The sequence below is a fragment of the Bacillus cereus group sp. BceL220 genome (genome assembly GCF_051776965.1).
Taxonomy (GTDB): Bacteria; Bacillota; Bacilli; order Bacillales; family Bacillaceae_G; genus Bacillus_A; species Bacillus_A cereus.
Map to the genome: position 1 here is coordinate 62,061 of NZ_JBPWBC010000017.1, position 13,795 is coordinate 75,855.

The window sequence follows — 13,795 nt, forward strand, 5'->3', positions numbered from 1 at the left end:
TGCCCTTTCGTCGAAATCTTATATTACTACTATAAATCACTTTTTCAATACTTTCTGTACACTGCATGTATCCTACAAAAAGGTAACATTAAAATCCATCTAAAAACTTGACAATCTTCCTTATTTCAGCGTGTTTCCGGCGTATATAACCTGTACTATAATGTAATTCAAACGCAATTTGTTCTAAAGTCATTCCATCAACATATTTCATTTTAAGTATTTCATGATCCAGTCCTGTAAACTTATTAATCAAAAGCTTTAAATCATACTCTTCATTCATCTTATGAGCTAATTCATATTCAATTGCTTCAATCCGCCCTTCTACCTTAGCCCCTTCCGATTCAGCGGTTAACCTTACATTTTGCAAATCACCGCTAATCCAACGCTTCAATTCGGCTTTTGATTTATCTAAGTTGTATTCTAAATAAGCAATTTCTTCTTCTAACTTCTTATAATCTTTGAGCCATTCGAACACTTACTGATTCACCCACTTCCGTTCTTTTTACAAAGTCTCTTAATACTAATTTAATAGAATGAATATGCTTATTAGCCTTTTCAATCTTTATTACTCGTAAATCATCTAGTATTTTTTCTTATGACCTATATTTATTTAACACTTCTTGTAATCTCTCACGCTCTTCATCAATAGACTGCACAGTTTTTCTTTCCTCTTCTAGATTTGTTGATTCATCATCTTTATATAACCAATCGGGTACAATCTCTTTTCTATTTGAATACTTCCTACCTGTCCCGTTATATTTCTTTTTCTTGCTCATTTCGAAACGTCTATCTATTATAGCCACATCAACTAATGTTTTAACTTCTTGCTCCTTCCAATTCCTCAATATAGCCTTAATGTAGTTCCATCTTGGTGCATTCTCATCAACGGCTTTATTAATTGCATGCTGAATTAACTCATCACTAAACAAATTACAAAAATCCCCCAACTCTGCAATTGCAATTTCACTTAACGGAATGCCCATCCCCTTAATAAAGTTACAACTTACTTTAACCCTCTCATTAATAAATACACGAGAGTCTAATTTATCCATATCATCATAATGATTAGTATTTTGTATATTAGTATTTCGTTTATTAGTAGTTAGTCTATTAGTATTTAGTAGTGTCTGATTTTCCACATATGGCTTTACCACATCTTGGTTTTCCACTTGTGGCATGTTCCTTTGTGGCGTTTCGTAAATTTCCGTATCCCACCTTGTAATTTTTTTCGTATTCCCATCACGAACAGGATAACGTTTTACATAACCTAATTCTTTTAATTCCTTAAAACCTGTACGGAGCGAATCTTCTCCATCCTTAGCATGTCGAGCTAATTCGCTAATATGAAAAGTCCAATCGTCTGGTAATGTAAGCGCATAGGCTAAGATTCCTTTCGCTTTCCATGACAACCTTTCATCTTTTAAACCAGTATTATTTATAACAGAATAATTACTATCTTTTTTCACTCGAATAATCCCCATACTAGCCACCTCATAAATTCTCAAAAACGGTATTCAATGTTATACTTATCTAGAGATATTTTTTCTTATAGAATCCGCTGCAACGGATTCTTTTCTTATTCATTCAAAACAATCATGCTATCCATATCTATTTTCTTCTAAACCTCTCTTATTCCTCAAATTCAACATCCACTTGAATTTCGATATTCATTGGAATTTCTTGTGTTATACGAATCACATTTTGACTCATTCCTTTTTGAATAAGCTTTCTAACCTGCTCTTTTGCATCTTCTTTTGTTTTAAATTCACTGACAGTTGGTAATCCTGCTAAACTGCTAGTAATTACTAAAATCTTTCTTTGCATGTTCTTTCCTCCTACTGAATGTCTGCCATATTTATTTGTGAGTTTTTAACTGTAATTTCTTCATTTAAAACAGTTGGGATTGAATATTCTTCATTAATAATTTGTATTGCTCTATCCAAATGATGACGCTTAATAGCTTTATAACTATTCACACCAAATTCCCGATGTAACTGACTGTAAATATCTCTATATAACTTCCTTCTAAGGCCGATATCCTGATAAGAATTTGAATTTTTACCTCCCAATAACATAACACCTAACCTTTTTACAGCCCTTGTTATTTCTTCACACTCGATAGCATACAGCGGCGTATTTTCTCGCAATCCCTTCACCTCAGACTTAATCTCTTGTATCTCCTGGGTATGCCCTTCTAACGCAGCAAATGTTAACTTTAAAACCCCCATTGGATCCTTTTGCACATTTTGTTGATTTTGTATATACTGCTTCATTCGTTTGAACTCTTTCATGAATTTAATTTTTATTCCAACCGCTTCTCTACTGGTATATCCCATCACAAGTAACGTAAATGCTTCTTCTGTTAAATCATATTTAGGGATTCGCCTGTTCTTTGAATTCATATAAGTGGACTCGTGAAAATTTTCTCCTCCAAACTCTTCACCTACAGATACAATTTGTTTTCGAACTTCCTTCAAAACGTCGAAGTGATCTTTTTTGAATATCTTCGCAATTACCAAACTATCCGTTACTACTTTTCCATTAACTTCAAATACTAATGAACTATGTACTGATGAGTCAGTTAATTGCCCCATCCTCATCTCCTCCTCACTACTAATTTTGAACTATCTTTATTGTATTGAGATAATTTCGTACTACGCATAATTCTTTGCTTTCTTTTTACAGATTAACTAATTATCGAAATTTAAAATAAATACTATGATATGAACCCTTTTATTAAGTCATTATTCAATAATTCGGTTATCCATTTTAAGCAATTCTCCTCCGATTTCAATTCGCTTCGTTTTCTTCAAATTCAAAGAGATATTCCAAATTATGTTCTGGAAAAAAAGTTTTCTTAATTTCAAAAGCTTCATCATAATAAAAACGAAATTTACCATTTATTTTGTCGCTCACTGTTGCGTGGCGAAGTTTCAGATGCGAAGAAATTTGTGTAATCATAATTCTTTTTCTCGCCATCTCTGCACGCAAATTCGAATACATCGACTCACCACCTATTTTTTGTACGATATTGCGTTCATTTCCATTTAAATATAAACTCAATTTCGTATTTAGTCAACAAAAAAACGTATTTAAATACTCAATTTCGTATACTTTTCTATTTACTAACAAATTCAGTTAGGTTATGATATATACAGAAATACGCAATATCGTATACATTTTAATATGAAAGATGGTGAAAGTAATGAAAAAAGCAGAGGTTGTAACACGCTTAATAAAAGAAGCTGGCTATAGCAAAAGAGCCTTCGCCGAAAAAATAGGTCTCCCCCCCACAACACTGCAATCCATGTTATCAAGAGGGATTGGTAAAGCATCTGTTGATAATGTAATAAAAGTTTGTAAGGGATTAGGAATCACTACTGATGATTTAGAAAAACTCGCAACTCAAGAGGACAATACTGTTAAAGAAGAAGTTTCTATTTATGAAACCATCCAAAACGATCAATCAAATATTATTCATATTCCTATCATTGGTTCTGTAGCAGCTGGTACACCTATATTCGCTGAAGAAAATATCGAAGGCTATTTACCAATGCTGAGTACATTTTTAAACAAGCGTAAAAAGTATTTTTATCTTACTGTAAAAGGCACTAGCATGAATCTCGAATTTCCTGATGGTTCTTATGTTTTAGTAGAGGAAACTCCTTATGTTGAAAACGGACAAATTGCTGTTGTAAAAGTCAATGGTTATGATGCTACCGTGAAAAAGATTTCAAAGTCTGGAAGCATCATTACTTTAATACCATTGAGTAATGATCCTATCCACGAACCAAAAACTTACGATCTTTCAGCTGAAGATGTAAAAATCATTGGTCGCGTTGTACAGGCAGTAAAGAATTATTAAGTTATAGCACAAGTGATTTAAAAAAAAAGATAAGATCAATTCTTTTGAAAAGATTTTCTTAGTAACATGATTCAAAATAACCAAAAACAATCCATTATCTAGTAGTTAACATATCCAATAACTTCACTAAAAAAGCCCTGATACCGTAGTATCAAGGCTTTTTCATTTCACAAATTATATAAAACTTACATTTATCTGATAATGTTTTTCTATGATATCACTACTTGTTATTAATTATTGGCTTTTATGTGGCTGTTTTTCATTTTGCAACCATATAAAATTGTAATAATAGGGAATTAAAAAACCCTTGATACGAGTTGTATCAAGGGTTCAAGCCTCTTAGTAAAGAGACATATATTGATCGCGTTCCCATTGGTGAACTTGTGTTCTAAAGATATCCCACTCAATCTCTTTCGCTTCGATGAAGTGCTCAAGTAAGTGTTCTCCTAGTGCACCGCATACTACTTCATTAGATTGTAATGTAACTAACGCTTGCGCTAATGTTGCTGGTAAGTCAACGATACCTGCTTCTTCGCGCTCTTCTTTTGTCATTACATAGATGTTACGGTCTACTGCAGCTGGTGGAGTTAATTTGTTTTTAATTCCATCAAGACCTGCAGCTAATAATGTAGCCATTACTAAATATGGGTTTGCAGCTGGGTCAACACTACGTACTTCTACGCGTGTACTAATACCACGAGATGCAGGGATACGTACTAACGGGCTACGGTTTTGTGCAGACCATGCTACGTAACAAGGTGCTTCATATCCAGGTACTAGACGTTTGTATGAGTTTACAGTTGGGTTTGCTATCGCTGTAAATGCTGGTGCATGTTTTAAAATACCTGCGATGAAGTGACGAGCATCATCACTTAATTGTAAGTCACCGTTTGCATCAAAGAATACGTTCTCACCATTTTTAAATAATGATAAGTTACAGTGCATACCTGAACCGTTCACACCGTATAGTGGTTTTGGCATAAACGTTGCGTGTAAACCATGTTTACGAGCAATTGTTTTTACAACAAGTTTGAATGTTTGAATGTCATCACATGAGCGAATTGCATTTGCATATTTAAAGTCAATTTCGTGCTGCCCTGGAGCAACCTCATGGTGAGATGCTTCAATTTCAAATCCCATTTCTTCAAGTTCAAGAACGATATCACGACGACAGTTTTCCCCTAGATCCATCGGCGCAAGGTCGAAGTATCCACCGTTATCGTTTAATTCTAATGTTGGATTTCCTTTTTCATCAACCTTAAATAGGAAGAATTCTGGCTCTGGTCCAAGATTGAAGTCTGAAAATCCTAAAGCTTCCATTTCTTTTAACACACGTTTTAAGTTGTTACGTGGGTCTCCATCAAATGGAGTGCCATCTGCATTGTAAATATCACAGATTAGTCGAGCTACTTTACCTTTTTCAGCTGTCCAAGGGAAAATTACCCAAGTGTCTAAATCAGGATATAAATACATATCAGATTCTTCAATACGTACGAAACCTTCAATCGAAGATCCATCAAACATCATTTTGTTATCAAGAGCTTTCGTTAATTGTCTCACTGGAATCTCTACGTTTTTAATTACCCCTAAAAGGTCCGTAAATTGTAAACGGATATACTTTACATTCTCTTCTTTCGCCAAACGGAAAATATCTTCTTTTGTGTATCTAGACATTATAAATTCCTCCTTAGTCCCTCTAATCGCCTTCAGAATCAGTTATCTTTAGTGAAAAAATCTTGAAATGTCACCTTGTCGCAATGAAGTTCGATTGAATCTACCTGTATGTTGTAGTTCATCTCGAAGTATTTTGCGAAGCTCAGTTTTTGAAATTTCTTTCGTTTCTTCTTTTACTTTCACTGCTTCTGTTTGATTTTCTTTCATTAGTAACACTTGCTTAATACCAGCCATATTCAAGCCTTGATCTAACAAATCTTTAATCTCTAACAACTTATCTACATCGTTAAATGAAAATAATCTACGATTCCCCTTTGTACGGGTTGGAGAAACAAGATTATGCTCTTCATAGTAGCGAATTTGACGTGCAGACAATTGTGTTAAATCCATAACAATACCAATTGGAAACAGCGGGGCAGAACGTCTATCTTCTTTCATTTTTCAGTTCCTCCTTCGCCTTAACTGCTTCTCATTTTATAACATGTTATTTTTAGTGTCAATAGATGTTAGCTTTTCTTACATGATTTTTTTATAAATTTTTTCATTCTTTTTTCTAATCGCATAAATCGTTACTTTTATACGAAAAAAGCTGCCGATATCGACAGCTCCCCTTTAAGAAATTGTTAATAAATTCTTTTCAATCAATTCATCAATCGCAGAACAAATCGCAATTTTAACATGCGAATACGTTAATCCACCTTGCACATATGCAACATACGGTGGTCTAATCGGACCATCAGCAGACAATTCAATACTTGCACCTTGAATAAATGTTCCCGCCGCCATAATTACATCATCTTCATAACCTGGCATATAGTTTGCATACGGAGTAAAATGCGAATTAATTGGAGATGCATATTGAATCGCTTGACAGAAGGCAACCATACGGTCTTTATCATCAAATTGAACAGATTGAATTAAGTCTGTTCTTGGTGCATTCCACGCTGGTGACGTGTTCATTCCTAACTTTTCTAAAAACGCAGCTGTAAAAATTGCACCTTTCAGCGCTTGTCCTGCAACATGTGGCGCTAAGAAGAACCCTTGATACATTTCTTGCAGACTGTATAAAGACGCTCCAGCTTCCGCACCAATTCCCGGAGATGTTAAACGATATGCACACGCTTCAACATACTGTTCTTTACCGACAATGTAACCACCAGTTTTTACAATTCCCCCGCCTGGGTTTTTAATAAGCGAACCCGCCATTAAATCTGCACCAACATGACACGGCTCTTGCTCTTCAATAAACTCCCCATAACAATTATCTACAAACACAACAACATCAGGTTTAATTTCTTTAACAAACGCGATCATCTCTTTAATTTGAGAAATAGTAAACGATGGACGAGTAGCATAACCTTTCGAGCGCTGAATACCGATCATTTTCGTATTACTATGAATCGCTGCTGCAACAGCTTCAAAATCAACAAGCCCACCTTCAGTTAGCGGAACTGCATTGTAACCAATATTATATTCTTTAAATGAACCTACACCTTTCCCACGCACACCAACGATTTCCTCTAACGTATCATACGGTTTCCCAGTAATGTACAATAACTCATCTTCTGGACGTAAAATACCGAATAACGCTGTAGAAATAGCGTGAGTACCTGAAATAATTTGCGGACGAACAAGTCCAGCTTCCGCCCCAAATACATCAGCATACACTTTTTCTAACGTATCACGGCCAATATCATCATAACCATAACCTGTCGTCGGGATAAAATGCGAGTCACTAATTTTATGTTTACGAAAACTTTCTAATACACGAAACTGATTACTTTCAATTACTTCATCCGCACGTTTATGTACTTCTGTAATCTGATTCTCTACTTCTTTTACGATTGGAGCAATTTTTTCTCCATTTTTCAAACGATCAAACATTTTTATTTTCTCCTTCTTCCACTAAAAATCTCTTTAATTGCACATTAAGCGATGAATGAGTAAAAATATACCCTGCACAATCATATACAAATTTATCTTCCAGAAACTCCATCTTTGCTAATAGCGTTTCCGTCTTTAAAAGCGTTAATAACTTACCTTCACTCGGAGGGATTTCTACTCGATAACGATCCATTTCTTTCTTCATTTTCATTTCTATCGCTTCTTTTATACGCAATAAATCACTTTCTTCAAAAGCACTAGTCATTAAGAAATCACTTTTCGGAAACGGAATAAAGTTTTGATGTAATTCATCTTTTTTATTATATAACGTAATAATAGGAATATGATTAATTTCAAGTTCTGATAATAATCGTTTTACTGTTTTTTCATGCCCTATGTAGTTAGGATCCGCAGAATCAACTACATGTAAAATAACATCTGCTTCCCCCGCTTCTTCCAGTGTTGAACGAAAAGCAGCAATTAATGAAGTGGGTAAATCTTGTATAAAACCAACAGTATCAGTTAGTAATACTGTATAACCAGAAGGTAAGGGCATCTTCCTCGTCGTTGGGTCTAGTGTTGCAAACAGAAGGTTTTCTTCAAACGTATTAGCTTCCGTTAATCTATTAAACAGTGTCGATTTCCCTGCATTTGTATAGCCTATTAATGAAATTTGAAATACTTTATTGTCTTTTCTTCTCTCACGATATCTTTTTCGGTGTTCCACAACAACTGCAAGTTGTTTCTTTATTTCATCAATACGCGATCGAATATGACGACGATCCGTCTCAAGTTTCGTCTCACCCGGTCCTCTCGTTCCAATACCACCACCAAGACGTGATAAGGACAACCCTTGCCCCATAAGACGTGGCATTGTATATTGCAACTGAGCTAATTCTACTTGAAGCTTACCTTCCCTCGACTTCGCACGTTGCGCAAAAATATCTAGTATTAGTTGCGTTCGATCAATTACTCTCGCATCTAATACTGAGGATAAATTCCGAATTTGACTCGGCGTTAATTCATTATTAAATATAATAACATCCGGCTCTAATTCTTCAGTTAGCATTGTAAGCTCTTCTAATTTCCCTTTACCTATGTAAGTTGCCGGATGAAACTTCGGTCGTTTTTGCGTTGTTGAAACTAACACTTCCGCTCTCGCAGTCTTAGCTAGTGATGCAAGCTCTTTCATGGAATGCATAAATTTTTCATCATCATCTTGCGGCAATTGACAGCCTACTAATATGACTTTTTCTTTTTCTTCCATCAAATATGTTCACTCATCCTTTTCGAAATTTAAACCTTCTAATATAATAGCAGAGGAAGCACATTTCATCTAGTTAGCGGGGGAGAAAATTCATGGCATGGGAGATTTTTAGCATCATAGGCACAATCGCTTTCGCACTAAGCGGAGCCATTGTTGCAATGGAAGAGGATTATGATATTTTCGGGGTGTATATTTTAGGAATGGCAACCGCATTTGGGGGAGGTGCCCTTCGTAATTTATTAATCGGTTATCCGATTGTCGCGTTTTGGCAACAAGACATGTTATTCCAAATCGCACTTTTATCAATGACTATTATTTTTCTTTTTCCAAATAAGTTAATTAGACATTGGAAAAAGTGGGAAAATATCACTGACGCTATCGGCTTATCAGCATTTGCTGTACAAGGAGCATTATATGCTCAAAAATTAAATTTACCAATTAGTGCCACAATCGTGGCAGCTGTTTTAACTGGTATCGGCGGCGGTATCATTCGCGACCTTTTAGCCCGCAGAAAACCTCTCGTTCTTCGAGCTGAAGTATATGCCTTTTGGACAATTTTAGCAGGTTTCTTAATTGGCGCTCAAATTATTGTTAGCGATTGGGCCCTTTACATTTTATTTATTTTAATTGTTTGCTTCCGCATGGTTTCTATTCATTACAAATGGCATTTACCGCACAGACGTATCGAAACGAAAGAACGTTCAATGCATAAATAGCAATCTAACCTCTTTACATATCGTAAAGAGGTTTTTCTTTTCTAACGATTTTTTCTTTATATAATGTTTATACTAATTTTTAAAGTGAGGTGAATACAAATGACAAACCACGTTAATAAAGGAGCTCAAAAAAGTTCAGTAAACCAATTTGGACACGACCCTAATTCAGCACACGAAAAGAGCGCTAAAATGGAACGCTTCCATAAAGCGCACCAAGAAAAAGCAAAAAAAGAGTAAACGAACTTATACACAAAAATAGACGCACAGTTTATGTACTGTGCGTCTCCTCTTCGAGCATCAAATCCATACTCGATATTCCAATTAAATCATTTTTATCATACGTATCTTCTTGCAACAACCGCATCGCCTGTGTACGAATTGATTTTTCAACAATATTCCGTACATACCGCCCATTACTAAATGATGTAATTTGCGACGAATACTTCACCGCATGTAAATGATCCCTAAATTTCCATTCAGCTTCTTTTGATAACTGATATTCACGATCTTCATACATTCTCTTTCCAATTTCCAATAGCTGATTTACCGAGTAATCCGCAAATTCAATAATAAATGGAAAACGAGATTGCAGCCCTGGATTTAATGAAAGAAAGTGATTCATCTCTCTTGAATATCCAGCTAAAATCAATACAAAACCATGTTGTTTATCTTCCATATGTTTTACAAGCGTATCAATTGCTTCTTTTCCAAAGTCCTTCTCTCCTCCTCGAGCTAAAGAATACGCCTCATCAATAAACAAAATACCTCCCATTGCTTTTTTTATTAAGTCTCTTGTTTTTTGAGCTGTATGGCCGATGTACTCTCCTACAAGATCAGCACGTTCAGCTTCAACCAAGTGGCCTTTCGATAGAATATTCATCTCAAACAGCAATTTTCCTATCATTCTAGCAACAGTTGTCTTCCCTGTACCCGGATTCCCTTTAAACAGCATATGAAGCACTTGCTTCTCAGACTTCAATCCCTTCTCTTGTCTTTTTTTATTCACATAAATCCAAGCATATATTTCTTTTATTATCTTTTTTATATCATCCATCCCAACAAGCTTCCCCATCTCTTCTTCAATTCTCTGCAGCATTTCATGTTTAATTGTAGTTTCATTTGAAATTACCGTTTTATTTTCTGCGGCTGGCAAAGAAATTTTCTTTCGATGGTTTAACACAATATTAATTTGATTGTTGTTTTTCTTTCGCATCGATTGTTCCATACAATCACCTCATTTTATCCCGCTATTTGCGAGCAGTAAGACTCCCACCTCGACATTCAGCAAACGTTTGGTATTTAAGCGGGAGATAACCGCCCGTAAATGCCCGATTGGTTCAACTAATAATCGCAGAGGATGAACAAAATCCCCACTGATTATAGTTTCACTTTATCCACTCACCAAATATTATTATTCCTGTCCCCCTTGTAAATGCCTATTTTCAGAAAAGTTTGCTATAATATAAGAAATAATTAAGGTGGTGGGACTATGGAGACAACGGAATTCCATGATACAATACAAGCCTTTTCTATTTTTTTATTGAATAAAGGCCGAAAACCCTCAACTATTAAACGTTATGTTTATGACGTTGAAGACTTCGGACATTGGTTAGAAAAAAACAAAAAGCTCCCTTCCAGTAATATATGGGCTACACTTTGTACAAAAGACTACGAAGATTACTTTTCCGATTTAAAAACGAATCGACATTACTCAGAAAAAACGATGCATCGTGTATTTACTGTATTAAATAGAATGCATCACTTTCTAAACATTCCCAATCCATTGAAGAATATGGAAATATCTATTCAACCAGACCGTACACTTCGTAACGAAGATTTCATTTCACCTGATGAAGAAAAAAGATTAAAGTATATAGTCACTTCATTAGAAGGACTTTCAGAAAAACAACTTCCTGTGCGCCCTTTATTAATGGATCGCAATATTGCTATTTTAAATCTATTGATCGACTACGGTTTATCCTTACAGGAACTTACAGCATTAACAATGCATCACGTTCACTTTGAAACTAACACATTGTCAATCCCAGCAACCGCAGGTGTAGAAAGAACAATTACATTAGCAAAAGAAGACAAAAAACAACTATATAATTATTACAAAAGTATCCCAGAACCAGTTCGTCCTAAGTATCATAGTGATGATTCATTGTTTGTCGCATTTGATTTTAACCGCGGAACATACAGGTGGGTATATGAAAATGATGCACCAAAGGCATTAACGGAAATTGCTATACAAAAAATGATTCGCCTCGAAGTGGCTAGAGCCAATTTACGTAAAGGAATTTCAGGACAACATTTTCGTAACACCTATATTTTAAACTTAATAAAAAAAGAAACTCCTGAATCAGAAATTATAAAACTCGCTGGATTCAAATCAAAAATTTCATTAAAGCGATATTATCAATACGCAGAAAATAGAAAAAACGCCTTATTGTAAGGCGTTTTTTCTATTTTTTCTTTAAACAAACGATTTTACTATGACCATTTAACTAATTTCTGCATCTACTATGATGAGTTTCGTTCACATTTTCGTGAGAAAGGAGAGATTTAATGTCTCGTTATAACGACAATCAAAACAAATTCTCCAAACCATGCTTTCCAAGTAGCGCTGGACGAATCCCAAATACTCCATCAATCCCAATTACTAAAGCTCAACTTAGAACATTTCGTGCGATTATTATTGATTTAACAAAAATAATCCCAACACTTTTTGCAAATCCATCTCCCCAAAATATTGAAGATCTAATCGATACATTGAACCTACTAAGTAATTTTATTTGTTCACTAGACGCTACTTCCTCCCTGAAAGCACAAGGGTTAGCTATTATTAAAAACTTAATAACTATATTAAGAAATCCAACCTTTGTAGCAAGCGCTGTATTTATTGAGCTTCAAAATCTCATTAACTATTTACTATACATTACAAAATTATTCCGAATTGACCCTTGCACACTTCAAGAGCTTCTTAAATTAATAGCAGCATTACAAACTGCTCTAGTTAATTCTGCTTCGTTCATTCAAGGACCTACCGGACCTACTGGACCAGCAGGCGCTACTGGTGCTACCGGACCTCGAGGTAACACGGGCGCTACTGGCGCTACTGGCGCTACCGGTGCCACTGGACCTCGAGGTAACACGGGCGCTACTGGCGCTACCGGTGCCACTGGACCTCGAGGTAACACGGGCGCTACTGGCGCTACCGGACCTCAAGGTAACACGGGCGCTACTGGCGCTACCGGTGCCACTGGACCTCGAGGTAACACGGGCGCTACCGGCGCTACTGGACCTCAAGGTAACACGGGCGCTACTGGCGCTACCGGTGCCACTGGACCTCGAGGTAACACGGGCGCTACCGGCGCTACTGGACCTCAAGGTAACACTGGTGCTACTGGCGCTACTGGTGCTACTGGACCTCGAGGTAACACGGGCGCTACTGGCGCTACCGGACCTCAAGGTAACACGGGCGCTACTGGCGCTACCGGTGCCACTGGACCTCAAGGTAACACTGGTGCTACCGGCGCTACTGGACCTCAAGGTGCTCAAGGACCTGCTGGTGCTACCGGCGCTACTGGACCTCAAGGCGTTCAAGGTAACACTGGTGCTACTGGTGCTACTGGACCTCAAGGTGTTCAAGGTAACACTGGTGCTACCGGCGCTACTGGACCTCAAGGCGTTCAAGGTAACACTGGTGCTACCGGCGCTACTGGACCTCAGGGTGTTCAAGGTAACACTGGTGCTACTGGACCTCAAGGCGTTCAAGGCAACACAGGCGCTACCGGTACCACTGGACCTCAAGGTGCTCAAGGTAACACAGGTGCTACTGGTGCTACTGGACCTCAAGGTGTTCAAGGCAACACAGGCGCTACCGGTACCACTGGACCTCAAGGCGTTCAAGGTAACACAGGTGCTACCGGTGCCACTGGACCTCAAGGTGTTCAAGGTAACACAGGTGCTACCGGTGCCACTGGCGCTACTGGTATAGGAGTTACCGGCGCTACTGGACCTCAAGGTGTTCAAGGCAACACAGGTGCTACTGGTGCTACCGGCGCTACTGGACCTCAAGGTGTTCAAGGCAACACAGGTGCTACTGGTGCTACCGGCGCTACTGGACCTCAAGGCGTTCAAGGTAACACAGGTGCTACCGGTGCCACTGGACCTCAAGGCGTTCAAGGTAACACGGGTGCTACTGGTGCTACCGGCGCTACTGGACCTCAAGGTGCTCAAGGTAACACAGGTGCTACTGGTGCTACCGGCGCTACTGGACCTCAAGGTGCTCAAGGTAACACAGGTGCTACTGGTGCTACCGGCGCTACTGGACCTCAAGGTGCTCAAGGTAACACAGGTGCTACCGGACCTCAAGGTGCTCAAGGT

The 13,795-nt window shown here is 37.4% G+C and carries 15 protein-coding genes; 5 read left to right on the plus strand and 10 right to left on the minus strand.

The features are described from left to right. Window positions 1–88: 88 nt before the first annotated feature. From ACS2FK_RS26800 to ACS2FK_RS26820, 5 genes are all read right to left on the minus strand, one after another. Window positions 89–475 (minus strand): hypothetical protein, encoded by a 387-nt coding sequence (locus ACS2FK_RS26800; protein ID WP_063548395.1) that lies wholly within the window; start codon window positions 473–475, stop codon window positions 89–91. Window positions 476–593: 118 nt separating this feature from the next. Continuing rightward, window positions 594–1,481: a DnaD domain protein gene (locus tag ACS2FK_RS26805; RefSeq protein ID WP_063548397.1), complete on the minus strand. Its 888-nt coding sequence runs from the start codon at window positions 1,479–1,481 to the stop codon at window positions 594–596. A gap of 148 nt (window positions 1,482–1,629) precedes the next feature. Then, window positions 1,630–1,824: a hypothetical protein gene (locus tag ACS2FK_RS26810; RefSeq protein ID WP_001189064.1), complete on the minus strand. Its 195-nt coding sequence runs from the start codon at window positions 1,822–1,824 to the stop codon at window positions 1,630–1,632. 11 nt (window positions 1,825–1,835) lie between these two features. After that, window positions 1,836–2,594 (minus strand): ORF6C domain-containing protein, encoded by a 759-nt coding sequence (locus tag ACS2FK_RS26815; protein WP_063548399.1) that lies wholly within the window; start codon window positions 2,592–2,594, stop codon window positions 1,836–1,838. 196 nt (window positions 2,595–2,790) lie between these two features. Continuing rightward, the gene (locus ACS2FK_RS26820; RefSeq protein ID WP_029443074.1) at window positions 2,791–3,003 is read right to left on the minus strand and encodes a hypothetical protein; all 213 of its coding nucleotides are present in this window, start codon (window positions 3,001–3,003) and stop codon (window positions 2,791–2,793) included. Window positions 3,004–3,205: 202 nt separating this feature from the next. Between ACS2FK_RS26820 and ACS2FK_RS26825 the strand changes: the two genes are divergently transcribed. Further along, complete coding sequence (locus ACS2FK_RS26825) at window positions 3,206–3,865, plus strand: LexA family protein (RefSeq protein WP_000708856.1); 660 nt, start codon at window positions 3,206–3,208, stop codon at window positions 3,863–3,865. Window positions 3,866–4,204: 339 nt separating this feature from the next. On the opposite strand, the gene glnA is transcribed toward ACS2FK_RS26825, so the two are convergent. The 4 genes from glnA to hflX all read right to left on the minus strand — a co-directional run bounded on the left by glnA (window position 4,205) and on the right by hflX (window position 8,690). Further along, on the minus strand, window positions 4,205–5,539 hold the full coding sequence (glnA, locus tag ACS2FK_RS26830) for a type I glutamate--ammonia ligase (protein WP_000092763.1): 1,335 nt from the start codon (window positions 5,537–5,539) through the stop codon (window positions 4,205–4,207). A 48-nt stretch (window positions 5,540–5,587) separates the two neighbouring features. Then, a complete protein-coding gene (gene glnR / locus ACS2FK_RS26835; protein ID WP_000656783.1) occupies window positions 5,588–5,977 on the minus strand; it encodes a transcriptional repressor GlnR in 390 nt (129 codons plus the stop codon). Window positions 5,978–6,151: 174 nt separating this feature from the next. Then, window positions 6,152–7,423, minus strand: coding sequence for an aminotransferase class I/II-fold pyridoxal phosphate-dependent enzyme (locus ACS2FK_RS26840; protein ID WP_063548401.1), 1,272 nt, complete (start codon window positions 7,421–7,423; stop codon window positions 6,152–6,154). Next, a complete protein-coding gene (gene hflX / locus ACS2FK_RS26845; RefSeq protein ID WP_043924696.1) occupies window positions 7,416–8,690 on the minus strand; it encodes a GTPase HflX in 1,275 nt (424 codons plus the stop codon). The genes ACS2FK_RS26840 and hflX overlap by 8 nt, the downstream gene beginning before the upstream one ends. Window positions 8,691–8,782: 92 nt before the next feature. Between hflX and ACS2FK_RS26850 the strand changes: the two genes are divergently transcribed. Next, complete coding sequence (locus tag ACS2FK_RS26850; protein WP_000312267.1) at window positions 8,783–9,406, plus strand: trimeric intracellular cation channel family protein; 624 nt, start codon at window positions 8,783–8,785, stop codon at window positions 9,404–9,406. A 99-nt stretch (window positions 9,407–9,505) separates the two neighbouring features. Further along, window positions 9,506–9,643: a hypothetical protein gene (locus ACS2FK_RS26855; protein ID WP_000181505.1), complete on the plus strand. Its 138-nt coding sequence runs from the start codon at window positions 9,506–9,508 to the stop codon at window positions 9,641–9,643. A gap of 31 nt (window positions 9,644–9,674) precedes the next feature. On the opposite strand, the gene spoVK is transcribed toward ACS2FK_RS26855, so the two are convergent. Then, complete coding sequence (gene spoVK, locus ACS2FK_RS26860) at window positions 9,675–10,631, minus strand: stage V sporulation protein K (RefSeq protein WP_000438177.1); 957 nt, start codon at window positions 10,629–10,631, stop codon at window positions 9,675–9,677. Window positions 10,632–10,895: 264 nt separating this feature from the next. On the opposite strand from spoVK, the gene ACS2FK_RS26865 reads away from it, so the two are divergent. Next, complete coding sequence (locus ACS2FK_RS26865; RefSeq protein ID WP_000450330.1) at window positions 10,896–11,861, plus strand: tyrosine-type recombinase/integrase; 966 nt, start codon at window positions 10,896–10,898, stop codon at window positions 11,859–11,861. Between the two features lie 113 nt (window positions 11,862–11,974). Next, on the plus strand, window positions 11,975–13,795 hold a 1,821-nt coding region (locus ACS2FK_RS26870; RefSeq protein WP_438899893.1), incomplete at its 3' end, for a collagen-like repeat preface domain-containing protein.